Source organism: Thermodesulfobacteriota bacterium, from assembly GCA_040757775.1.
Lineage (GTDB): Bacteria > Desulfobacterota > UBA8473 > UBA8473 > UBA8473 > UBA8473.
Genome location: JBFLWQ010000007.1, coordinates 1 through 22,930 on the forward strand (window position 1 = coordinate 1; position 22,930 = coordinate 22,930).

At 40.5% G+C, this 22,930-nt stretch carries 23 protein-coding genes; 22 read left to right on the forward strand and 1 reads right to left on the reverse strand.

The genetic code is table 11. The features are described from left to right. Positions 1-287 precede the first annotated feature (287 nt). From rpmH to mnmE, 6 genes are all read left to right on the forward strand, one after another. Positions 288-422 carry a 50S ribosomal protein L34 gene (gene rpmH / locus AB1401_06000; GenBank protein ID MEW6615002.1) on the forward strand — a complete coding sequence of 45 codons (135 nt, stop codon included), beginning with the start codon at positions 288-290 and terminating at the stop codon, positions 420-422. A gap of 55 nt (positions 423-477) precedes the next feature. Further along, complete coding sequence (rnpA, locus tag AB1401_06005; protein MEW6615003.1) at positions 478-810, forward strand: ribonuclease P protein component; 333 nt, start codon at positions 478-480, stop codon at positions 808-810. Positions 811-894: 84 nt separating this feature from the next. Beyond that, positions 895-1,122, forward strand: a complete 228-nt coding sequence (yidD, locus tag AB1401_06010) for a membrane protein insertion efficiency factor YidD (GenBank protein MEW6615004.1) — start codon at positions 895-897, stop codon at positions 1,120-1,122. Positions 1,123-1,143: 21 nt separating this feature from the next. Then, positions 1,144-2,769: a membrane protein insertase YidC gene (yidC, locus tag AB1401_06015; GenBank protein MEW6615005.1), complete on the forward strand. Its 1,626-nt coding sequence runs from the start codon at positions 1,144-1,146 to the stop codon at positions 2,767-2,769. Between the two features lie 16 nt (positions 2,770-2,785). Further along, complete coding sequence (gene jag, locus AB1401_06020) at positions 2,786-3,424, forward strand: RNA-binding cell elongation regulator Jag/EloR (protein MEW6615006.1); 639 nt, start codon at positions 2,786-2,788, stop codon at positions 3,422-3,424. 13 nt (positions 3,425-3,437) lie between these two features. Beyond that, positions 3,438-4,817: a tRNA uridine-5-carboxymethylaminomethyl(34) synthesis GTPase MnmE gene (gene mnmE / locus AB1401_06025; GenBank protein ID MEW6615007.1), complete on the forward strand. Its 1,380-nt coding sequence runs from the start codon at positions 3,438-3,440 to the stop codon at positions 4,815-4,817. 62 nt (positions 4,818-4,879) lie between these two features. Here the strand turns inward: mnmE and radC are convergent, their stop codons facing one another. Continuing rightward, the gene (radC, locus tag AB1401_06030) at positions 4,880-5,626 is read right to left on the reverse strand and encodes a DNA repair protein RadC (protein ID MEW6615008.1); all 747 of its coding nucleotides are present in this window, start codon (positions 5,624-5,626) and stop codon (positions 4,880-4,882) included. A 220-nt stretch (positions 5,627-5,846) separates the two neighbouring features. Between radC and AB1401_06035 the strand changes: the two genes are divergently transcribed. The 16 genes from AB1401_06035 to gyrA all read left to right on the forward strand — a co-directional run bounded on the left by AB1401_06035 (position 5,847) and on the right by gyrA (position 22,923). Further along, a complete protein-coding gene (locus AB1401_06035; GenBank protein ID MEW6615009.1) occupies positions 5,847-6,539 on the forward strand; it encodes a HEPN domain-containing protein in 693 nt (230 codons plus the stop codon). Positions 6,540-6,727: 188 nt separating this feature from the next. Then, on the forward strand, positions 6,728-8,041 hold the full coding sequence (locus AB1401_06040; GenBank protein ID MEW6615010.1) for a PIN domain-containing protein: 1,314 nt from the start codon (positions 6,728-6,730) through the stop codon (positions 8,039-8,041). Between the two features lie 66 nt (positions 8,042-8,107). Continuing rightward, entirely contained in the window at positions 8,108-8,632 is a 525-nt protein-coding gene (locus tag AB1401_06045) for a DUF2939 domain-containing protein (GenBank protein MEW6615011.1), read from the forward strand. A 22-nt stretch (positions 8,633-8,654) separates the two neighbouring features. Beyond that, positions 8,655-9,089 carry a hypothetical protein gene (locus tag AB1401_06050; GenBank protein ID MEW6615012.1) on the forward strand — a complete coding sequence of 145 codons (435 nt, stop codon included), beginning with the start codon at positions 8,655-8,657 and terminating at the stop codon, positions 9,087-9,089. Positions 9,090-9,476: 387 nt separating this feature from the next. Beyond that, positions 9,477-10,403: a GIY-YIG nuclease family protein gene (locus AB1401_06055; GenBank protein MEW6615013.1), complete on the forward strand. Its 927-nt coding sequence runs from the start codon at positions 9,477-9,479 to the stop codon at positions 10,401-10,403. Between the two features lie 285 nt (positions 10,404-10,688). Further along, a complete protein-coding gene (locus tag AB1401_06060) occupies positions 10,689-11,327 on the forward strand; it encodes a hypothetical protein (GenBank protein ID MEW6615014.1) in 639 nt (212 codons plus the stop codon). A 286-nt stretch (positions 11,328-11,613) separates the two neighbouring features. Beyond that, the gene (locus tag AB1401_06065; GenBank protein MEW6615015.1) at positions 11,614-12,297 is read left to right on the forward strand and encodes a hypothetical protein; all 684 of its coding nucleotides are present in this window, start codon (positions 11,614-11,616) and stop codon (positions 12,295-12,297) included. Between the two features lie 210 nt (positions 12,298-12,507). Beyond that, entirely contained in the window at positions 12,508-12,759 is a 252-nt protein-coding gene (locus AB1401_06070; protein ID MEW6615016.1) for an AbrB/MazE/SpoVT family DNA-binding domain-containing protein, read from the forward strand. Then, positions 12,753-13,088, forward strand: coding sequence for a type II toxin-antitoxin system PemK/MazF family toxin (locus AB1401_06075; protein MEW6615017.1), 336 nt, complete (start codon positions 12,753-12,755; stop codon positions 13,086-13,088). The genes AB1401_06070 and AB1401_06075 overlap by 7 nt, the downstream gene beginning before the upstream one ends. Positions 13,089-13,134: 46 nt before the next feature. Beyond that, positions 13,135-13,683, forward strand: coding sequence for an RNA polymerase sigma factor SigZ (gene sigZ, locus AB1401_06080; protein ID MEW6615018.1), 549 nt, complete (start codon positions 13,135-13,137; stop codon positions 13,681-13,683). Positions 13,684-13,771: 88 nt separating this feature from the next. Next, a complete protein-coding gene (locus AB1401_06085) occupies positions 13,772-14,578 on the forward strand; it encodes an arsenite methyltransferase (GenBank protein MEW6615019.1) in 807 nt (268 codons plus the stop codon). A gap of 301 nt (positions 14,579-14,879) precedes the next feature. Then, positions 14,880-15,536, forward strand: a complete 657-nt coding sequence (gene rsmG / locus AB1401_06090; protein ID MEW6615020.1) for a 16S rRNA (guanine(527)-N(7))-methyltransferase RsmG — start codon at positions 14,880-14,882, stop codon at positions 15,534-15,536. A gap of 435 nt (positions 15,537-15,971) precedes the next feature. Next, complete coding sequence (locus AB1401_06095) at positions 15,972-16,733, forward strand: AAA family ATPase (protein MEW6615021.1); 762 nt, start codon at positions 15,972-15,974, stop codon at positions 16,731-16,733. Between the two features lie 184 nt (positions 16,734-16,917). Next, positions 16,918-17,769: a ParB/RepB/Spo0J family partition protein gene (locus AB1401_06100; protein ID MEW6615022.1), complete on the forward strand. Its 852-nt coding sequence runs from the start codon at positions 16,918-16,920 to the stop codon at positions 17,767-17,769. Positions 17,770-17,995: 226 nt separating this feature from the next. After that, positions 17,996-20,407 (forward strand): DNA topoisomerase (ATP-hydrolyzing) subunit B, encoded by a 2,412-nt coding sequence (gene gyrB / locus AB1401_06105; protein ID MEW6615023.1) that lies wholly within the window; start codon positions 17,996-17,998, stop codon positions 20,405-20,407. Between the two features lie 83 nt (positions 20,408-20,490). Beyond that, positions 20,491-22,923 carry a DNA gyrase subunit A gene (gyrA, locus tag AB1401_06110; GenBank protein MEW6615024.1) on the forward strand — a complete coding sequence of 811 codons (2,433 nt, stop codon included), beginning with the start codon at positions 20,491-20,493 and terminating at the stop codon, positions 22,921-22,923. Positions 22,924-22,930: the final 7 nt, after the last annotated feature.

Sequence of the window (22,930 nt, forward strand, 5' to 3'; positions counted from 1 at the left end):
TTCAAATCGCATCTTCCGAACCTCCTGTAATATCTCTGTCCGTCCCATACGTCACCTCCACTGGTGACCATTGTAAACCGGACAGATTATGTGCTACAATACAGGACAGTTTATTTGTTTCTGACATCAACAGACAAAAAACTTGACAAATAACAGAATTATGATTTAGTATCATCTTTAATTTCTCGGCTTTCGAGGAATTTATTTTTTAGATTGCCGAAAAGGGAATTTTTCAATGTGAACTAGTTATATACAATCAGGGAAACATAGAGAAGGAATCGATTCAAATGAAGAGGACATTTCAACCCAGTAATCTAAAGAGAAAAAAAACCCATGGGTTTTTGTGTAGGATGAGAACCAAAGCAGGAAGGGCAGTAATAAAACGCAGAAGGGCAAAGGGAAGACAAAGACTATCCGTTTAACCAGAGGCTTGCCAGATAAGCTATCTTCTTTAAATAAAGAGTGCTCATTGTTAAAATGTCAGGATTTTCCTTACGGAAAGATGAAAGGATTTTAAAGGGGCATCATTTTAAGGAAGTGCTGACAAAGGGAGAAAAAATTCAAACTGGCAATTTTATCGTAATATTTAACCCTAATAATGCGGGCAAAAACCGTCTGGGTATTACAGTTAGCAAAAAGGTAGGGAATGCGGTTAAAAGAAACAGGGTCAAACGCTTAGTCAGGGAATTTTTTAGACTCAATAAAACCCAAATCCCATGTTGTCACGATATAGTATTTATTGCGAAGAAAGGGGCAACTTCCCTGAATTACCTTACACTATATGAGGAATTGAAAGGATTTCTGGAATAACGTCAAGTAGTTGGGGTACTAATTAAGGATTACGATTCACTGAGGTTATGGGTTTTACCCTAAATACTTTTTAAAACCTCTGTAATGATAAAAAAATCTATAATAGCAGTCATCAGGTGTTATCAGAAATTCTTATCTCCCCTAAAATTTCCCTCTTGTCGATTTAGTCCAACCTGCTCTTCTTATGCAATTCAGGCATTAGAGATCCATGGGTTGTTTAAGGGTTTAGGATTGTCTATTCTGAGGACGTTGAAATGCCATCCCTTTCATCCTGGAGGTTACGACCCTGTGGCTAAAAGCGATGGCAAATAGAATCCTGTATGGAGTTTGTTAATGGAAAAGAGAGCCCTCATAGCTGTAGTTTTATCTTTATTGGTCCTTTTTTTATACCAGTACCTTGTAGACAAAGACAAAAAAATGCCGGCAAACAAGGAAGTTCAACAAACAAAGGTTACGGAACCGAAAAAAGAAGGATTAGAAGGTATGGCAAGGGAAGAAAGGATTCTCCCTGAAACAGGGAGTAAAACGCCCCTTGTTAAAGTTCAGAAAAGTACACAAAAAGAGGAAAAAGAGATAACAGTAACAACGGACTTATACACAGCTATCTTTACCACTCGTGGTGCTAAACTGAAGAGCTGGAAACTGGAAAAATATAAAGATAAGATTGGAAAAGACGCTCAAAGTATAGACCTGGTGGCAGGCGGGAAATCGGAGGATTATCCGCTAGGCTTAGAGTTCTCTAAAACCGATTTGTATGACATCAGAGAGGCTTTATTCGAAGTGAATAAGGACTCTCTATCATTGAAAGAAAGAGGGAAACAGGGTTCCGTTTCTTTCTCCTGGACTTCTGCAGAAGGTATAGAACTTATTAAAACGTTTACCTTTTCTGCAGGTAAGTATCTAGTTGGCTTAGACGTAAACATTACGAATCTCTCTGATAAAGACACTAAAGAAGATTCTGTTCTCAGCTGGAAGACCAAACTTGACCCCTCAAAAAAAGTAGATAGTTATAGTTTTTCAGGCCCGGTAGCCCTGGTAGATGGAAACTTAGAAGAAGTAAAGATAAAAAAATTGGATGAAGATAAGGCATACTCTGGAACAATTAAATGGGCTGGTTACGAAGATAAGTACTTTATTTCTTCAATAATTCCTAAAGAACCCCGGAAAACAAAACTGAGGATGTCTAAGCCCTCTGAAGACGTTGTATCCGTTGATATTATTGAACCAATAGAACTCCAGCATGGAGGGAAAATGTCGTACAGCTACTACCTGTATCTAGGTCCTAAAGACCTTGACATACTGAAATCCGTTGGGGCTGATTTACAAAAATCCCTTGACTTTGGATGGTTCGACATTATTGCAAAACCTCTGTTGATCTTCTTAAAATATATAAATAAAGGCACCCATAACTTTGGACTGGCAATTATTGTTTTGACCATAGTTATAAAAATCCTCTTTTTCCCTCTGACTCATACCAGTTATAAGTCTATGAAAGATATGCAGAAGGTTCAACCCTTGATGCTTAAATTAAAGAAGAAGTACAAAGACGATAAAGAAAAATTAAACAAAGAGATAATGGCACTATATCGATCCCATAAGGTCAACCCATTGGGTGGATGTCTCCCTATGATTTTACAGATTCCTGTCTTTTTTGCTTTGTACAAAGCCTTATTGGGATCTATTGAGCTGAGACATGCCCCTTTTATCTTCTGGATTAATGATCTATCTGCAAAGGATCCTTATTACATTACCCCTATTATAATGGGGGCATCAATGTTTATACAGCAAAAGATGACGCCTACAGTTGGAGACCCAACTCAGGCAAAAATAATGTTACTGATGCCTATTATATTCACCATTATGTTCCTTAATTTTCCATCTGGGCTCGTCATTTACTGGCTGGTAAATAATGTGTTATCTATTGGCCAGCAGTTCTATATTAACAAGTATACGGCATAATCCAAGGAGGTACATCATGGTTTTTATTGAAACAGATGGTAAAACAGTTGAAGAGGCGATTGAAAAGGCTTGTCAGGAATTTAATCTCCCTGAAGAGAGATTGAATATAGAAATTATTTCGGGTGGTACCAGTGGTTTATTTGGCCTTGTGGGAATAAAAAAGGCAAAGATTAAGGCCAGTTTAAAAAAGGTTGAATGTATAAACAAACTTGAGAACGCAAAGAAGACACTTGAGGACATCCTCGCCAGATTAAAGGTAGATGCCACTGTTAATGCCGAAGAACTTGGTGATAAAATACTTCTCAATATCAACGGAGATGGCAGTGGTCTGCTCATTGGCAGGAGAGGCCAGACGTTAGATGCTTTACAGCACATTGTTGACAAGATAGTCAACCGCTCCTCAGGAGACAGAAAGTGGATTATCATCGATACTGAAGGTTATAGGGAAAGAAGGGCAGAATCCTTAAAAAACTTAGCCCTAAAATTGGGTGAAAAGGTCAAAAGGCTTGGAAAGCCTGTTTATATAACCCCATTAAATGCTCATGACCGCAGGGTCATCCACCTGACCCTCCAGGGCGATGCCAAACTTATAACAAAGAGCAAGGGTGATGGGCACCTGAGAAAGGTGGTTATCTCCAACAAAAAAGGTCTATAACTTTAAATAGATAATGATTGATGAAGATACAATAGCAGCCATAGCCACCCCATTTGGTACAGGTGGGATTGGAATCATTAAGATTAGCGGGCCTAAATCTTTTGAGATTGCAAAAAAAATTTTCAGGAGAAAGGCACAATCTTCCGAATTAAAACCCTACCATTTACACTATGGCGAGGTAATAGACACTCAAGACGACTCGGTAATAGATGAAGCCTTGCTGTCATTTATGCAAAAACCGACATCCTATACCAGAGAGGATGTGGTTGAGATAAACTGTCATAGTGGCTTTCTTGTTTTACAAAAAATCCTTGAAATCGTGTTAAAAGAAGGGGGCAGACTGGCAGAGCCAGGAGAATTCACAAAAAGAGCCTTTATCAACGGGAGAATTGACTTATCACAGGCTGAAGGAGTAGTTGACATAGTCAATTCCCAAACAAATGCCAGCCTTAGGGTAGCCACCCAACAACTAAAAGGTGTTTTATCAAAGGAGATAATTAAGCTAAAAGAAGACTTGATAAATGTGTTGACTTATATTGAAGCCTCTATCGATTTCCCGGAAGAAGACATCAACATAATCCCTCCTCATGAAGTGCTGAACAAGATCAAAGTATTGATGGACAATATCAGGAGATTAATAGATAGCTATGAAGAAGGAAGGTTTTATAGAGAAGGTATCTCAGCCATTATTATTGGAAAACCTAATGTAGGAAAATCAAGTTTGCTTAATGCCTTGCTCAAAGAAAAGCGGGCTATTGTCACCTCCATACCTGGAACAACCAGGGATATTATCGAAGAGGCAATCAGTGTTGAAGGATTCCCCTTGAAGATTATAGATACAGCAGGGATAGGAGATGCTAAAGATATTATTGAAGAAGAAGGAATCAGATTAGCCAAAGAAAAGTTGACATCCGCTGACCTGGTAATCCTGGTAATAGACATTAGCCAGGAAATGGACCAAGGTAACTTTGGCATGGTTGCAGAACTGATGGGTAAGAAAGTCATAATTGCATTGAATAAGATTGATTTAGTACCGGAGAGCTTCATTAGCAGAGCTAAGAATGAGTTAAAGAATTATTCCGTGACGCCCATCTCTGCTTTATATTCTCAAGGAATAGAAGAATTAAAAGAGGCGGTATTTTCTGCTATTATCCAGCATAAATTAGACACCCCCCCATCGGTATTCATCACTAACATAAGGCATAAAATAGCTCTGGAAAAGGCTCTGGAAAATCTGGCACATGCCGGAGAAAGCCTAATTAAAGAAATGTCCCCGGAATTTACGGCATTAGATATACAGCTTTCACTAAAATGTTTGGGCGAAATCGTTGGTGAGACCACGTCTGAGGATATTCTGGACAGGATTTTTTCAGAATTCTGTATTGGAAAATAGACTATTATACTTACCTGTTTCTGAGACCTTGCATAACCTATCGAGAGATTTCTCTCTTTCTCTTATTTCATAAATAGCCCTTTTTCCTTAAATGAGATGTATCCGGCAGAACCTATTATCAGGTGATCGAGCGGTGTCAGGTCAACAGCATGGCAGGCTTTAACCAGTCTTTCATTCAATGACAAATCGTGCTTGCTAGGCTTTAAACTCCCTGAAGGATGATTGTGAACGAAGATGAGCCCGGAGGCATTCAATTCAAAGGCTTTTTTGATTATCTCCCTGGGATAGACAGCGGATTGATCGACAGTGCCCTTGAACAAATCCTCGGCAGCCAGGACCATATTGGCGCTATTCAGATAAATAACCTTGAAAACCTCTTCTTTTAGATTTGACATCGATAAAGAAAGGTATTCAAGCACATCCTCAGGTCCGTTAATAACAGCCTTACCAATGATCTCTTCTTTCAATTGCCGCTTTGCAATCTCAGTAGCTGCAAGCAACTGCGCAATCTTGGCGGTCCCTAAACCTTTAATTTCTTCCAGTGCCTTTCTATTGGCATGCAGTAACCCCCCAAGGCCACCAAACTGTTCAAGAAGTTCTCTTCCCAGCGAGACCGCATCCTTTCCCTTTATGCCTGTACGGAGTAATATAGCTACCAATCCGGCATCGGATACATATTCAGTGCCTTTCTCCAATAATAGCTCCCGAGGTCTCTCTGACCTTGGCCAATTCTTTATTCCATCAGTTTTCTTAGTTTTATCCAGCTTATTAAGCAAATTACCCTTGACATACTCTCCTTTATTCCCCATAATTTCCTCAACCTGTTAAAAGATTTGGTTCTTCTCCCAGAACCCTTGAACCCTTGATGCCTTGAATCCTTTTCATCGACCAACTCTTTGGGAGATGAAACATAAGTATATTGATATCGCAGAAAACGTCAATACAGAATTTATTTTACAATACCAGTTTATATTAGAAGATGCGGACATTTTCTCGCTTAATAAATTGTTAGCATAACAGAAGGAAAATATGCCAAGCAAAGCATACAAAGCCTTTAATAAGAACGCGAGTGATATCCAGCGGCTCTTAGATGTCCACGAAGAACAAAGTGGAACCTCTCCGGGTCGGCGATATAGACTCGAGGTTTTGAATAAGAGCGCCATCGTTCTCATAACTTCCTTCTGGGAGGCATACTGCGAGGACTTGGCCGCTGAAGGCCTTGAGCACATTGTGACACACTCCACGTCCTCCGCTTCTTTGCCAAAGGAAATAAAGCAGGTTGTCGCCAAAGAGCTCAGGAAAGATGCGAATGAATTGGCTGTTTGGTCTCTTTGCGGGGACGGCTGGAAACAAATCCTCCGTTCTAACCTCCAACGCTTACGAGATCAACGAAACAAGAAATTGAACACACCAAAGACCGAAAATATAGATGAGTTGTTCTATAACGCTTTAGGTATACCTCATGTCTCGTCGTCATGGCGATGGGCAAAGAAAATGACCGCGAACAGAGCCCGCGAGAAACTCGATAAGTATGTAACCTTGCGGGGAGAGATTGCACACAGAGGAAAGGCAGCAAAAGCTGTAACAAAGGCCCAGGTCCAAGATTACTTTGAGTTTATCAAAAAGCTGGCTTCAAAAACAGGTGGCACTGTCAATACGCATGTGGGCAAGATTACCGGCAAACATCTATGGCCAATTCTAAGGCGTAGAATCGTTTCATAGAAATGCTAACAAAATTATCAAGCCTACGCCGGGGAAACCTGTTTTCTCTTCTTCTCGTTCTTTGGCCCGCGCGGCTGATGATAAGTGTTGAGCCTATAGAAAAAGTCTAAACTGATCGGGAAACTAAATTTACGTATAAGGACTTTTTTACAGACTAGTTATAAGGTTCAAGTAATCAAGGGAATGTAATGGATTCAAAATTTAAATATGTTTTCCTTGATGCGATGATTTTTTTGCATTTTAAACCTGTTGAGCAAATTGATTGGCCTAGCTTACTCAACAGCATGCCAGTTCGGTTAACTCTCACCCGTATTACCATTAGAGAGCTAGATAAGCACAAATCAGTACATCCATCTCCTAAAATTAAGGATCGAGCGAGAAGAACTTTGAAAAAGATTGAAGCTTTTTTGAAGTCACCAGATATGCCAATAAGGGAAGGCGTTGAAATAACTTTTTATGACGAAATGCCGTCACTAGATTACCCTTCCTATGGTCTAAATCCTGATTGGTCCGATGACATTCTTATCGCCACAATTCTTTCTTATGCGCAAAAATGGGACAGAAATAGTATCGTTTTAGTAACAGACGACACCGGTATGAGGATTAAAGCCAACTCTCTTGATATTGAAACATTTGAACTGCCAGACGATCTTCGTCTCCCAATTGAACCTGACCCTTTGGTTGAAGAGAACCGGAAGCTTAGAGAGAAGCTTACAATACTGAGCGCAACTTTGCCGGAATTGCATCTCTATTTTGACAATGGAGAATCCTTTAAGAAATTTGAATTCGACACCGAGGGGTATGAAACAGTTGAGAAACGAATATCTCGGATAACTGCTGAAGTAGAAAAAGAGAGAAAGAAAAGGGAATATACCCCAAATGTATTGCTTCATGTTTCTAGCATGCATTCTCCAACTCAGCAAGAGATGGAGCGTTTCAAAAGAGACCTGAACGAATATTTGAAACAGTACGAATCCTACCTAAACGATCTTAGTGATTGGAAGCTTTCCAAGTCTAAGATATTCGCAATAGAATTTAATGTTGTTAATGAAGGTAATGCACCTGCTGAAGATATTGATATTCTAATTTACTTTCCTGACGGCTTCTTGATTCGGAAGGAGGATGATTTGCCAGCAATACCAAAACCACCGAAGGAACCAATTCCGCCGAAATCAACTCTTGAATTAATTCAAAGCCGTTTCGATATTATTAAAAATTTTAGCTTACCTTCATATGATCAATCCATCCTTTCATCACTTTCTAGAAATGTCCCGAGAAACGTCTCTGGTCCCAAGATAAAGCGAACTGAAAGCTATAAGGTTGAATACCACATAAGTCGACTAAAACATGGGTTTTCTATAAAACTTGATGCCGTATATTTAGACTTTTCTGAATCCGTTGGAATTAAATCTTTCGAGGCTAAATATTGGATCAACGCAGGGAACATGCCAGAAAGTGCAGAAGGCAGCCTGCATGTAATATTTGAATCCAAAATCTTATAACCACAGGTTGGAAAAGGGTGCGAGACTTCACTCGTACTCCTCAGCCTAGCCCTTAGGAGGGATGGAATGAAAAAAATTAGCATTATAGGTGGTTTTCTCATCGTTGTCGCTATTGTTGGATTTCTTTACGTAAAAGGGACACCACAGTACTCTCTCTACCAGTTTAGAAATGCTGTAGAAAACCATGATGCCGATACTGCAATTAAGTATTTTGATGTGGATAGCATTGTCGATAATTTAATGACAGATTTTATGAAAGAAGAGGAAGCCAAGAAGCCTAAAAATGGATGGGAAGCAATGGGACAAAATTTTGCAAGAGGACTTATGGTGTTGATGTTGCCACGGATGAAAGAAGCAATGAAAGGACAATTGAAAACTGCGATAACTACACCATCTGATGATAAAACTGCTGTCAAAGACATCAAAAAGGGGAGCATCTCAGATTTTGAGATAAAAACTGAAGGCAAAATGGCGATTGTTTCCCGTAAGGATGATCCCAAAGTGAAGTTTAAAATGGTGAAGACGCCTGAGGGTTACTGGAAAATAGTTCAACTAATGATGCCCGAAACACTGCAACACGTACAGAAATGAAAATAAACATACCGAGGAGAAGATGATAAAACTCTATAATCTGAGCTGCTTCATCGCCATTATTTTTTTGTTCGTCCTGTTCAGTTCCGCTATTGCAAAAGAGCAAAATAAGGGAGTTGCGGTTGAAATTACGCAACAACAAAGCTCAATTAACACAGGCAAAAAATTTATAACTCTTGGATTTAAGGGCATTCATTTGGGAATGAAACGGGATGAAGTTAAAGAAGTTGTTAGTTCCGGCAACGGATGGAGTTTCCGATACGGTTCCGATGTCTCTGACGAGTACGTATTTTTGAACTCAGAAACTCTTGTTGGCTGCAAAGATCAAGGTGAAACTGAAGAATGTTATAGGATCGACACGGTAGCACTCCGGTTTTTTGAGGATCATGTTATTCAAATAAGTCTTGATAGCCCGGAGTATACCGCGACTGACATAGATTATTATGTCAAGGGGTGAGAGCGTTTCAGCTTACAAATACTAAAAAAGAAATTTAGAAACCCTTCGAAGACTAATCTCAGCATAGATAGATTCAATATATTTTCGGTACAGAGCGGTTATTCAGTGCAACGTTATGAATGGAACAGGAAGGACTAGACGATTATACTTGCTATAGATTCAAATTATTTCAAGTATTATGCAAAAATTCGATACATCAATAGGAAAGCAAGGATCTGGAAGATCTGGGGTCAGGTCTTGAATTATGAGTTTTATTCAAATATTCATTGCATTACAGTGAAGACAGTTGTGAAAAATGAACGCTTGTAGGTCGCGCAATCTGATAATTCAAGACTTGACCCCATTTGGACTTAGATTATTATTGTCTGCAATTAAAAGGACGAAAATATGAAAGTACCTCTCAAAAAAGCGATTAATTCTTTATCTTGGTATAACTGTCAAACAGAATGTTGGCCCGTAACATTTAAGGATAATGAAATAATTAATTATCAAATAAAAGTATTGTCGTTTGAGAGAATTAACTTAACAGAAGTAGATGGCTCAGACAAAATCAGTCTGAATTTAGAAAATGGCATCTTATGGATATTACGGGTTGAGGTCGTAAATTTGTGGAAAAAAACAATATCCTCATTTCCAATTTACGACTCTGTAATATTAATTGATAAGGACGGTTCAGAATATAAGCCTATAACTGATGACCATTTGACGAATGAATCTCACTCCAACTATGCCATGTCATCAGGATTAAATCTTCTTAATGGGAGTTCTGGCTATCGCTGTGGAGAATTAATTCCGAAAGTTCCATTGAAAGGTGCGCTTGCGTTTCTTTTACCTATGACTGAAAATGACAGGTTTTATTTATCAGTTGAAGGGGGAAAGATTTGGGAAAGAAAAGAAACCGAAGAAAAGAATTCATTGCAAGGTTGGATTTATGCGTTGACCAATCCATCTTTACCACAAAACTTTCTCAAAATTGGCATGACGACACGTACCCTTGAAGAAAGACTAAAAGAACTTTCATCTAACACTGGTGTCCCAACTCCGTTCCGTGTTGTTTTTGAAGCAGAGGTCTCGGATTGTAAACAGGTGGAAATGATAATTCATCACAACTTAGCGAAATATCGCCATAGTTCTAGTAAAGAATTCTTTGATTTACCACAGAACGAGGCAATCCCAATTTTGGCCAGAATATGTTCACAATTCCCAATAAAACCTTCACCATCGCCTGAAGAAATAGCAAAAGAAAAAAGAGTAAATGAAATAGAGGCTGAAATTGAACGACTAAAAGAAGAACTGGAAATTTTGAAAGGATGAGCGGTCATACTTAGGGACGTTGTTTCTAATTAATAAATTACTTGGCAGGCAGTCGGTTTTTATATAGAACCGTATCATGCTGCGACAAGCTACGGGCAGGTGGGCGTGAATACATCGCGGGTATTACAAAGGCAATCGAGAGGGTTGAACAACGTTATGGCTATAAATATCATGAATAGAAACAACGTCCCCAAAGGTTTCCTTTATATCAAGGCTAATCTGCTTGTCGATCATTGGTTAGATTTATAAAAATCTATTGAAGACCAATATAGGATTTCAACAGCTATGAATACACTTGAAAAACTAAAGAAGAAAAGATTTCTATTTATGAATCGGTTATATGAGATTAGTGGTGGAGATCGTCACAAAGTTTTCGATGAATGGAAAGATATTTGTGAGGTGCGTAATTTTTCAGAAAGTGAATGTGAAACAATTTCACAATATCTAGAGGGGGAGGGTCTTATTAAATGGGTAGCACAGGGCGGTGCCATCTCAATTACACATAGAGGGGTTATGGAGGTAGAAGAAGCTTTAACTGAGCCGGAACAATCTACCAATTATTTTCCACCTGTAATTAACATTATTAATGTTCACCATATGGAAGGTTCACAAATTCAACAAGGTTCTTATCAAAGCACTCAATCTGTAAGTTTTTCTCATGAAACACAAAAAAGTCTTCAGGAATTCATTGAGTTACTAAAAGAGAAGTTACCAAATATCCAAATTGCACAAGATGATCGTTCGGAGATTCAGGCCGATATATCAACAATAGAAGCACAAATAAATTCTATCCGCCCGAAGCCAAGTATAATAAAGGAGAGTCTAAGTTCAATTCAGCGTGTTCTCGAAAGCACAACAGCAGGAATCATTGCAGGAGAATTGTTAAAATACTTACCTGCGTTATTTGCAGCTCTTCAAGTCTAACACTTATAAGACCTCCCCTTGTCAAGAGAAAAAAGGACCCTGATCGGAAAATATAAATAAAAAATAATACGTAGGAACGTCCATTTGTAAATTAGTTTACAATTTTTGGAATAGCAAGAATAGCACAATTTTTAATAGCAAGGGGGTAGATGCTTCGACCGTAAAAGCCGGGGCCGAAAAAGAAACATGGTTGAATTGAGTATTGTGGCCCCATAACCTCCATAACCTTTTCCCCAAAACCTTCAATTACTGAAACTGGCACAAAAACGACAATAGGAGGTAACAGATGCAAGCTACTCGTAACATAGTCATGACGACCGTTCTTATTGCAATGATCTTTCCGACATATGCATTCGGCCAATCCGCGAAAGAGGCAATTCTTGCTCTGAAAAAGCTTCAGGTAAAAGTTCAAACTGGCATAACTTATAAGGAATACTCACCCGCAGTTGCTGAGGCGAAGTTTCCCGTTATTGTTTTTCTTGAAAGCCCGGAGGGAAAGCTAGACACTGCATTGTCTGCATATCTTTCAAAAGCTGTACGGCACTATGATAATGCAATTTCAGTCTGGGGAATCAAATTTTCCAGCAGGAGAGTCGAAAGCCGTATTTACGCTGATAAAAATCGAGAGTTATTCGAAGCAGTAATTAGAATGTACCCAGATTCCCCTGTAAATGTGACTGGGTACACAAAGCAGAGCTATATAGACATCGGGGAAATGTTGTCTTTCATTTGGACGAAAGCCTCTATTGAACTCGAAAAGGCATCAGGGTTATTGGCACAAGTGGAATCTAATGCCAAGGCTTTGAAGCTAGAAGGCCAATTATTACAAAAGGAAAACGAGCAGTTGAAGGCAGAGATTACTGTAATGAGAACTGAAATTGAACGATTGAAGGTCGAAAACAAGAAACTGCAACAAGAAGTTGATACTCTTAAGAGTAAGCCGACTTCTCAAAAGAAGGCAAAACAATGATTTTGACAAGCCAGCTAAACAATACTTGGGGGCGTTGTTTCTAATTAATAAATTACTTTGCTGAAATTCTGGGGAATTCTGGGGACACAATACTTAATTATTAACAAGGGAGATTCGGCCTCTAACGTTATTACAGTAAACCAATTTTCAAATTGACATTCTCCCATTACGGATATACAATGTATATTATACGTGTAAGGAGGCATAAATATGCAAGATAATATGGAGTTACAAATTGGGAAATGGGGGAATTCGCTTGGTATTCGACTTCCAAAGCATGTATTAGAATCACTCCATCTGGGTGTAAAAGATCGGGTCAGTTGCTCATTAGAGGATGGAAAATTGATTTTAAAGCCTTTGTCTCACCAAAAGAAATACACATTAGAAGCGTTGCTCGCCCAAGTGCAAGAACCCGGTGTAGAAGTTTCATGGGGTAAACCTGAAGGAGAGGAAGTTTGGTAGACTATACCCCAAAACGCGGAGATTTTATTCGCCTTAATTTTGATCCACAAGCTGGACATGAACAAAAGGGAAGCAGACCAGCTTTAGTCGTAAGTCATAGCGCTTTTAATGAAAAAATGGGGTTCGTTTTTGTTTGTCCCATCAGCAACACAAAACGTAAAAATCCATTTTATGTAGCCATACCCAAAGGTAAAAAAGTTACAGGGATGATCATGGCAGATCAGTTGCGTTCGCTTGATTACGGAGCTAGAAATGCGGCCTACATTAGCAAATGTCCAGAAGAACTACTACATGAAGTCTTAATGCGTATAGACCCTATAATGTTCTAACTTACATGTATTGTAGTCGCCGCATTAGGGCGCATGAGACCCATTAATGAACACATCAGAAAAAGTCTGGCAAGAATATCATTCAAGGCTGCGTGCGTTTATTAAGAGCAGAATTATAGATGACGCGGCGACCGATGACACTCTTCAGAACGTATTTCTGAAAATGCATGCCGGATTGGATTCCCTGAAGGATGAGACAAAGCTGCAAAGCTGGCTCTACCAAATTGCAAGAAACGCTATCATCGACTATTTCAGGTCGCAGAAGCCCACCGTAGATATTCCTGAGTGGCTCCCGCAACCCGAAACCGATCCCAGCGAAAAGGTCACACAAGAGTTGTCGGAATGCCTGCAACCCATGATACAATTGCTGCCCGAGAACTATCGGGAGGCGGTCATTCTCTCCGAATTAAGAGGATTGACGCAGAAGGAAGTTGCCAAATTGCAGGGCATTTCCCTTTCCGGAGCCAAATCCCGAATACAACGGGGGCGTACCCTTTTGAAAAACATGCTGGCAGAGTGCTGTCGTTTTGAGTTCGATCATAGTGGACGGCTCTGTGATTATAAACGAAAAGGTAAGGCTTGTGATACCTGTTGACCATCGGATACAGATCGTTTGCGTCTTTTTTGATCTTTTTCCGTCTATAGGGTGAGCGTTGCTCATTAACCCCATAGAGGAGGTTTAAATGGACAAGCAAAAGAATGACGAGATTCGCAGTGCGGTTCGGGAGAATTACGGAAAGGTTGCTGCATCAGGGCGGGCTGGTTGCGGCTGCTCTACCTCATCCTGTTGTGTAACACCCAATGATGTGACGTCAGCGGATATTTCGCTTGGCTTGGGTTACTCTTGCGAGGATGTGACCGCTGTGCCGGAAGGAGCAAACTTGGGACTTGGGTGTGGCAATCCGCAGGCCATCGCCTCCTTGCAACCCGGCGAAACGGTGCTCGACCTGGGTAGCGGCGGAGGATTCGACTGTTTCCTGGCGGTGCGGGCCGTTGGGGATAAGGGACTTGTCATCGGTGTTGACATGACGCCGGAGATGATCACCAAATCCCGCCGGAACGCGGAGAAAGCCAGCCTCTGGAACGTCGATTTTCGGCTGGGAGAGCTGGAAAACCTTCCGGTTGCCGATGGAATTATTGATGTCATCATTTCGAATTGCGTAATCAACCTTTCTCCCGAGAAAGAAAGGGTTTTCAGCGAGGCTTTCCGAGTATTGAAACCGGGTGGACGATTGGCGATTTCCGATGTTGTTGCAACCGCTGAACTGCCAGAGGACATTAAAAAAGATATGGCATTCCACACCGGATGTATAGCGGGTGCATCTTCTGTCGAAGAACTCCAATCTATGTTGCAACGAACCGGTTTCGAGAACATTCAGATCAAACCAAAAGAGGAAAGCAGGACATTTATCCGTAACTGGATGCCTGGAAGCAAGATCGAGGACTATGTGCTTTCGGCAACTATTGAGGGAGTGAAACCCCGGGTCTGACAGGCAGGCGTTTAGCTTTTACACAAGAAGATTGCGGTAGCCCGATATAAAGATTCATATACCCAGAGAAAGCTCATCCCCATCTTTCTTGAAAAACAAATCCCACCAAGAGGACAAAATCGCTAAAATGAAACTTACATGCCTCAAAGAGACACAAAGAATAAGTAAAATGTCTTTGCGAGGAGATCGCCATAGGCGAACAGCCCCTACAACAGCACACTTAAGTGTGCTGTTGTTAAGAATGGGATTGCTTAATCCGCCTCTGGCGGATTCGCAATGACAGGAATAGGTACATTTTCAAGTGAAAGAATCTATAGAGGGAATCCTTTATAAAGGGGCAAATGCAATAAATGTCTCTTTGACCCCCAGGGAGATTGAACTATTTAAAACTTACCTGATGGAGCTAAAGAGGTGGAGTTCTAAAATAAATATTACCGCCATACACGATGACATAGAAATTGTGGTCAAACATTTCATTGACTCTCTTTCCCCGTTGAACTATATACCCCAAAACTCCTCCTTGCTGGACATTGGTTCAGGAGGGGGGTTCCCAGGTATACCTTTGAAGATTGCAAATCCGTCTTTATCTGTTACTTTGCTCGATTCTACCCTGAAGAAGGTAAACTTCCAAAAACAAATAATAAGACTACTACAACTGAATAATATTAAAGCAGTGCATGGAAGGGCCGAAGATAAAAGCTCCTACAGAAAAACGGATTCACCTTTTGACGTGGTTATTTCAAGGGCATTTTCAGGTTTAGGGAAATTTTTAGCTATAGGAGAACCCTATTTAAAGAGAGACGGGCTCCTGATAGCTATGCGTGGAAGGGGGGCAAAAAGAGAACTGGCTGTAAATGAAGAGGTGTTGACATGTCTGAGGCTAAAGCTTGTTAACATAGTTGAATTTAACTTGCCGTACTTAAATGAAAAGAGAAAGCTTATCGTACTTACTAAATAGTTCATCCTGAAAAATTCCCTTTTCCGCTCTCTGGTGCAGGTTTTTTGACCCATCTATGACTTGCTCCAGGCATTTTCAGGAACTCTCCGCCTTTAGCGGATCAAACACCTGAAAATGCTTATCTTCCGCTTTATCAAGATGGGTACCCCAAAAATCCTGCTCATGTTTGCTCCAAAAGAAATTTTTCATTTTTCAGGGTGGACTAAATACTCTATTGAAGACTCACCTGTCTGCTAAGAATATAATCTTCCAGTATATAATTTCCCTACATTTTTATAGCGTTTCAGCCACTTTAGAAAAGGCATTCAGGTGATCTCTAAAAAGCAAAAAGTTCCACGTGAAACATCCGATTTCCCCTTTTCAAAGGATACATTCTGTGTTATTATTCAATAAAATCCTTCTTTTCCCCTTAAATAAATAAGAAATATCATCTAAATGAGAAAAATTATCTGTATAGCCAATCAAAAAGGTGGAGTCGGCAAAACCACTACAGCCGTTAACCTGGCTGCTTCTCTTGCTGTGGCTGAAAAGCAGACTCTTTTGGTCGATATAGACCCTCAAGGAAACGCTTCTAGCGGGGTCGGTCTTAACAAAGATGAGATTAAAGAGAATATCTATCATGCCCTTATGGAAGATAAGGATGTTGAGGATGTCATAAAAAAGACAGAATTGACTTTCCTCGATGTATTACCCTCAAATATTGATCTTACAGGAGCTGAGATCGAACTGGTCAACCTCCCTTCAAGGGAGTTAAGACTCTGTAAGATCATTCAAAAAATAGAAAATAGGTACGATTATATTCTCATTGACTGCCCTCCGTCCCTGGGTTTGCTGACTCTCAATTCTCTTGCGGCGGCTGACTCGATACTAATGCCTGTTCAGTGTGAATACTATGCCCTGGAAGGCTTAAGCAGGCTTTTGAGGACGGTGCAGCTGGTTAAAAAACGTTTAAATCCCAGGCTGGAAATCGAAGGATTCCTATTGACTATGTTTGATAACCGGAATAATCTCTCTCAACAGGTTGCCGAAGAAGTAAGAACACACTTCAAGAATAAGGTCTTTAATGTCATTATACCAAGAAATGTAAAGTTGGCTGAATGCCCAAGTTTTGGTAAACCAATTTTAATCTATGATATAAACTGTAAGGGGGCAAGGAGCTATTTACAATTGGCAGAAGAAATTATGATGGCTTTGTAAAAAGTCCATCTGCTGCGTTGTGCTGCATCCTTCGTTATTGCGGCGTACCCCTAAGTAGGGGCACGGTGACCGTGCCCCTACTTCTCAGGATTTGCACACCTTGCATCTGGAGCTTTTTACTTTGCCATCCCAATTTTGACTTTTTACGAGTTCATCAAATTATGAATAACGGAAGGACGAAGTAGTGACAAAGAGAAAGGTACTAGGGAAGGGATTGGGGGCATTGATCCCGGACATTAACCAGTATGATGACAAAAACAACTATGTTTACTGCAATGTGGAAGACATTCAACCCAATAAATTTCAGCCAAGAAAAGGATTTGATGAAGACAGGATAGAAGACCTCGTTGTCTCGATAAAAGAGAAGGGAATTATTCAGCCCTTAATCGTCAGAGATATTGGAGATGGTTATGAGTTGATTGCGGGAGAAAGAAGATGGCGGGCTGCCAAAATCGCTGGTATCACAGAAGTTCCTGTAATTGTAAAGAAGGCTTCCGATACTGAAGTCCTGGAACTTTCTTTGATTGAGAATATCCAAAGGGAAGACCTGAATGCCCTGGAAGAGGCGGAAGCATACAAACGACTCACAGAGGAATTTACCCTGTCTCAAGAAGAGATTGCAAAAAGGGTTGGGAAGAATAGGTCTACAATTACCAACTACCTTCGTTTATTAAAACTTCCCCCGGAGATAAGGGATGGTCTGTCAAGAGATGTTGTCACAATGGGACATGCAAGGGCATTCCTGAGCCTGGGAACCCCGGCTAAGCAGAGAGAGGCTTACAGACAAGTTTTAAAGAGGGGGCTTTCCGTCAGGCAGACAGAGAGCATGGTCAGGGAATTGAAAAAGGAGAAAAAAAATAAACCACTAAAAAGAGACAAGGATATCCATTTAGACTCCATTAAAAATGAGCTTATAAAGCGATTTGGGACGCAGGTAAAGATAGTTGCCAGAAAAGGGGGAAGGGGAAAGATAGAAATCGAGTTTTATTCCCTGGATGACCTGGACAGGATTATAGAAACATTAAAGGGACGGTAACCCCATAATTACCAAACTCTAACTTCAGTGTAGGTTCCTTGACACAAGCCATGAGCAACAATCCGCTCAGGGCTTTCCGGAGTTTAATTCAAGGTTTTTATACCATATGTAGTATTTTAATTTACTTTTACTACATTATGTTGTAAACTAGAAAATGTTAAAAAATAGTTCGTCCTGAAAAATGCCTGCCTGTGGGCAGACAGGAAAAATTTCGATTGGAGCAAAAATGAGCAGTGCTTATAACGCTGATAAAATTAAAGTCTTGCAGGGGCTTGAAGCAGTCAAAAAGAGGCCCGCAATGTATATCGGGTCAACAGGTATCAGAGGACTCCATCATTTGGTCTATGAAGTGATTGATAATAGCATTGACGAAGCATTGGCTGGGCATTGCAACAGAATAGATACTATTATACACATAGATAACAGCTTTACTGTTGAAGATAACGGCAGAGGTATCCCTGTGGACTTGCATAAGACGGAAGGGAAACCGGCGGCAGAGGTCGTAATGACCACACTACACTCAGGGGGCAAATTTGACCACGAAAGTTATAAAGTGTCCGGGGGGTTACACGGAGTCGGGATTTCTGTGGTAAATGCCCTCTCGGAGCATTTAGAGCTGGAAATCAGACGTGACGGTAAAGTTTATCATCAGCTTTATGAAAGGGGTAACCCCCAGACAAATCTAGAAGTCATAGGAAAAACCAAACGAAGGGGAACCAAGATTACCTTCAAACCGGATGATCAGATATTTGAAGACATTGATTTCAATTTTGATACCCTGTCCCAAAGATTTCGTGAACTCTCCTTTCTGAACAAAGGTATCCTTATCACCATTGAGGATGAACGGTCAGAGAAGAAACACGAGTTTCATTACAAGGGAGGCGTTGTATCCTTTGTTGAACACCTGAGTAAGAATAAGACTGTAATACACCCTAAGCCCATATATTTTGAAGGGGAGAAAGAGGACATCTCCATAGAGATTGCCCTTCAGTACAATCAGGGCTATACTGAAAACATATTTTCCTTTGCAAACACAATTAACACTTATGAAGGGGGGACCCATCTCAGTGGATTTAAATCGGCCATTACCCGTACAGTTAATTCTTACGCCATCAATAACCAGTTAATGAAGGACCTCAAGGAGAGCCTTAGCGGTGAGGATATCAGGGAGGGGTTAACCGCAGTTATTAGTATCAAACTCCCGTCTCCCCAGTTTGAAGGCCAAACCAAAACAAAACTGGGTAACAGTGAGATTAAAGGAGTGGTAGAGGGCTTTCTCAACGAGAAGTTAGGGACCTATTTCGAAGAAAATCCTGCTGTTGCCAGAAAAATCGTGTCAAAGGCCATTGATGCAGCCAGGGCTCGAGAGGCAGCCAAAAAAGCCAAAGAGCTGGTCAGGAGAAAAAGTGCCCTTGAGGTCAGTTCATTACCAGGCAAATTGGCTGATTGTCAGGAAAAGGACCCTGGCAGAAGTGAGTTGTATTTAGTTGAGGGCGAATCTGCAGGAGGATCTGCAAAGCAAGGAAGGGACAGAAGAAACCAGGCAATTTTACCCCTGCGGGGAAAGATACTGAACGTGGAAAAAGCCAGGTTCGACAAGATGTTGGAAAGTCAAGAGATAAAAACTCTTATTACCGCCCTGGGGACAGGCGTAGGTAAAGAGGATTTTAACCTGGACAAACTTCGTTACCATAACATCATCATCATGACGGATGCCGATGTAGACGGATCTCATATCCGAACATTGCTCTTGACCTTTTTTTACCGCCAAATGCCCGATCTTATAGAAAAGGGGTACCTCTATATAGCCCAACCCCCTTTATTCAAGGTCAAAAAAGGGAAGCAGCACAGGTACATAAAGGACGAGGTCTCCATGGAGAACTACCTGTTGGAGTCTGGCGTGGAGAATGTAAGACTGGTCACAAATGAAACACCAGGATCCATCTCAGGCAGTCGATTGACAGGTTTAATGAAAAAGGTAATTAGATATAAAAAGATTCTAGAAAAGGTTGAGAAAAAAAGAAAAGATGGAAGTATTATTAATGTCTTGGTTCAGGATCATACTTTTACGAAAGAAACCCTGAACGACCAGAAGAGACTGGCAAGTATAATAGAAGACATTAAGGCTCAAATCAGCGTATTACAGTCAGAGGCTCCACGGATTGAATTTGAATTATCGGAGGATATAGAACATAACTGTTTTAAAGCCAACTGTACCTCCTGGAAAAATGGGGCTCCTAAGGAAACCATTATAGACTTCAGCCTTTTGAATTCCCCGGAATTTGAAGAACTTCGAAAGTTGTCCAAAAGCTTTGGAATTACCAACAAACCACCCCTAATCATTGAAGACAATGGAAGCAGGTTTGAGGCAAATAACTTGGAAGAAGTACTCCGATATATACTCTCAGTTGCAAAAAGGGGCTATGAGATACAGAGATATAAGGGTTTGGGTGAGATGAACCCGGATCAGCTATGGGAAACCACAATGAACCCTGAAACAAGAACTTTACTGCAGGTGAAGACGGAAGATGCTATTGTGGCAGATGACATATTTACTATTTTGATGGGAGACCAGGTTGAACCCAGGAGGGAATTCATCTATAAACATGCCCTGGATGTCAGGAATTTGGATATATAAGTTTTAATTTTATATATAATATCCCCCCTATCTCGCTGAAAGCTGACGGCTGAGCGCTTATCATAAAAACCCTTGAGGAGCATATGCATTTACAACAGCAGAAGATACCTGTAAACATCGAAGATGAAATGAAAAAATCCTATATGGATTATGCAATGAGCGTCATTGTAGGCAGGGCACTGCCCGACGTGAGAGACGGATTAAAACCCGTACATCGAAGAATTCTCTATGCTATGAATGAGATGGGTAATGATTGGAATAAGCCGTATAAGAAATCCGCCAGGATTGTCGGTGATGTTATTGGAAAGTATCATCCCCATGGTGATGCAGCTGTGTATGATACTATAGTCCGTATGGCCCAGGATTTTTCAATGCGATATCCTTTGATTGATGGGCAGGGGAATTTTGGTTCCGTAGATGGAGATCCGCCAGCAGCCATGAGATATACAGAGATAAGGATGACCCGACTGGCATCAGAACTTCTGGCGGATATTGAGAAAGAGACCGTTGATTTTGTCCCAAATTATGACAATTCCCTTACGGAGCCCACAGTCCTTCCAGCAAAACTGCCAGATTTGTTGATTAATGGTTCTTCTGGAATTGCTGTTGGAATGGCCACAAATATACCGCCTCACAACCTGGTAGAAGTGATAGATGGAATTATTGCCATGATAGAGGACCCGGATATTAGCATCTATGACTTAATGAGGCTGGTTTCAGGACCTGATTTCCCTACCGCCGGATTCATTTGTGGCAAAAATGGCATAAAAGAAGCCTATAAAACCGGAAAGGGAATAATACATATAAGGGCCAGGGCAATTATTGAAAGAAATAAGGACAGCGGTAAGGAAAGTATCGTAATTTCAGAGCTTCCTTACCAGGTTAATAAAGCAAGGCTGATTGAAAGCATAGCTGAGCTGTCAAGAAAAAAGAAGATAGAAGGAATCTCCGAACTTAGAGATGAATCAGATAGGGAGGGAATACGGATAGTTATTGAATTAAAGAGGGATGAAATTTCGAAGGTTATCCTTAATCAACTCTATCAATACACCCAAATGCAGATTAGCTTTGGCATAATAATCCTGGCCATAGTTGGAGGACAACCAAGGCTTTTAAATTTAAAAGAGGTCTTATACCATTTTTTAAACCATCGGAAAGAGATCGTCATAAGAAGGACTTCTTTTGAATTAAAGAAAGCAGAGAACAAGGCCCATATCCTTGAGGGGTTAAGGGTTGCACTGGAAAACCTGGACAAAGTCATAGCCCTTATCAAGTCCTCCGCTAACCCAAAGGTCGCCAAGGAATGCCTTATGGATAGATTTTCTTTGTCTGATATTCAGGCTCAGGCAATCCTGGATATGAGGTTACAAAGACTCACTGCACTGGAACAGGAAAAAATCATAGAAGACTATATGGAGGTTCTGAAGCTAATAGAAAAATACAGACAGATCCTGGCAAATGAAAGACTGGTTTTGGATATCATTATAGAAGAGCTAACGGTATTAAAGCAGATGTATGGTGATGAGAGGCAAACAGAGATTATAGAAGAGGATACCGAAATTAGTCTGGAAGACATGATCGTTGAGGAAGACATGGTGGTAACCATTACCCATACTGGCTATATAAAGAGAAACTCCATATCTCTTTATCGAAGTCAAAGGCGTGGTGGAAAAGGTAAGATAGGGATAACCACTAACGATACAGATTTTGTTGAACATCTGTTCGTTGCTTCGACCAGAGAATTTATGCTTTTTTTTACAGATAAAGGTAAGGTCTTTTGGCTAAAGGTCTATGAGATTCCCCAGGCGGGGAGGGTATCCCGTGGTAAGGCTATTGTAAATCTGCTGAACCTGAGTTCTGATGAAAATATCTCTGCAATCCTGCCTGTACGAGAATTTAAAGACAACAAATTTGTTACCATGGTAACAAGGAATGGGATTATAAAGAAGACCCCTCTCGTTGCTTATAGCCACCCCCGTGCCAACGGGATAATCGCTATAAATATTGATGAAGGAGATCGGCTAATCTCTGTAAGGCTGACCGATGGAACACAGGATATCTTCCTCTGTACTAAATCAGGAAAATCTATAAGATTTAAAGAGTCTCAGGTCAGGAGCATGGGAAGGGTAGTCAGAGGCGTCAAGGGCATCAAACTGAACAAGGATGATGTGCTCGTTGGCATGGAAATCATAAACAATGATACTACCATTCTTGCCGTCACTGAAAATGGTTTTGGAAAAAGGACAAAGGGTTCAGAGTACAAAGCTCAAAGGAGAGGTGGTTCAGGTGTAATTACAATAAAAGCTACCCTAAGGAATGGACCTGTCGTTGGTATAAAACAGGTAACCGACCAGGACGATTTAATGCTTATTACTAATGGAGGAAAGATTATCAGAATTAGTGCTAAAGACATTTCGATTATAGGAAGAAACACTCAGGGGGTAACGTTGATTGATGTAGACAAGGAAGAAAAAGTTGTTGGCGTAGCCAGATTAGCTGATAATGAGCAAGGATAAACAGAAT

Coding starts and splice junctions, on each gene's coding strand:
- rpmH (MEW6615002.1), top strand. CDS start 288: ATGAAGAGGACATTTCAACCCAGTAATCTAAAGAGAAAAAAAACCCAT.
- rnpA (MEW6615003.1), top strand. CDS start 478: ATGTCAGGATTTTCCTTACGGAAAGATGAAAGGATTTTAAAGGGGCAT.
- yidD (MEW6615004.1), top strand. CDS start 895: ATGATAAAAAAATCTATAATAGCAGTCATCAGGTGTTATCAGAAATTC.
- yidC (MEW6615005.1), top strand. CDS start 1,144: ATGGAAAAGAGAGCCCTCATAGCTGTAGTTTTATCTTTATTGGTCCTT.
- jag (MEW6615006.1), top strand. CDS start 2,786: ATGGTTTTTATTGAAACAGATGGTAAAACAGTTGAAGAGGCGATTGAA.
- mnmE (MEW6615007.1), top strand. CDS start 3,438: ATGATTGATGAAGATACAATAGCAGCCATAGCCACCCCATTTGGTACA.
- radC (MEW6615008.1), bottom strand. CDS start 5,626: ATGGGGAATAAAGGAGAGTATGTCAAGGGTAATTTGCTTAATAAGCTG.
- AB1401_06035 (MEW6615009.1), top strand. CDS start 5,847: ATGCCAAGCAAAGCATACAAAGCCTTTAATAAGAACGCGAGTGATATC.
- AB1401_06040 (MEW6615010.1), top strand. CDS start 6,728: ATGGATTCAAAATTTAAATATGTTTTCCTTGATGCGATGATTTTTTTG.
- AB1401_06045 (MEW6615011.1), top strand. CDS start 8,108: ATGAAAAAAATTAGCATTATAGGTGGTTTTCTCATCGTTGTCGCTATT.
- AB1401_06050 (MEW6615012.1), top strand. CDS start 8,655: ATGATAAAACTCTATAATCTGAGCTGCTTCATCGCCATTATTTTTTTG.
- AB1401_06055 (MEW6615013.1), top strand. CDS start 9,477: ATGAAAGTACCTCTCAAAAAAGCGATTAATTCTTTATCTTGGTATAAC.
- AB1401_06060 (MEW6615014.1), top strand. CDS start 10,689: ATGAATACACTTGAAAAACTAAAGAAGAAAAGATTTCTATTTATGAAT.
- AB1401_06065 (MEW6615015.1), top strand. CDS start 11,614: ATGCAAGCTACTCGTAACATAGTCATGACGACCGTTCTTATTGCAATG.
- AB1401_06070 (MEW6615016.1), top strand. CDS start 12,508: ATGCAAGATAATATGGAGTTACAAATTGGGAAATGGGGGAATTCGCTT.
- sigZ (MEW6615018.1), top strand. CDS start 13,135: ATGAACACATCAGAAAAAGTCTGGCAAGAATATCATTCAAGGCTGCGT.
- AB1401_06085 (MEW6615019.1), top strand. CDS start 13,772: ATGGACAAGCAAAAGAATGACGAGATTCGCAGTGCGGTTCGGGAGAAT.
- AB1401_06095 (MEW6615021.1), top strand. CDS start 15,972: ATGAGAAAAATTATCTGTATAGCCAATCAAAAAGGTGGAGTCGGCAAA.
- gyrB (MEW6615023.1), top strand. CDS start 17,996: ATGAGCAGTGCTTATAACGCTGATAAAATTAAAGTCTTGCAGGGGCTT.
- gyrA (MEW6615024.1), top strand. CDS start 20,491: ATGCATTTACAACAGCAGAAGATACCTGTAAACATCGAAGATGAAATG.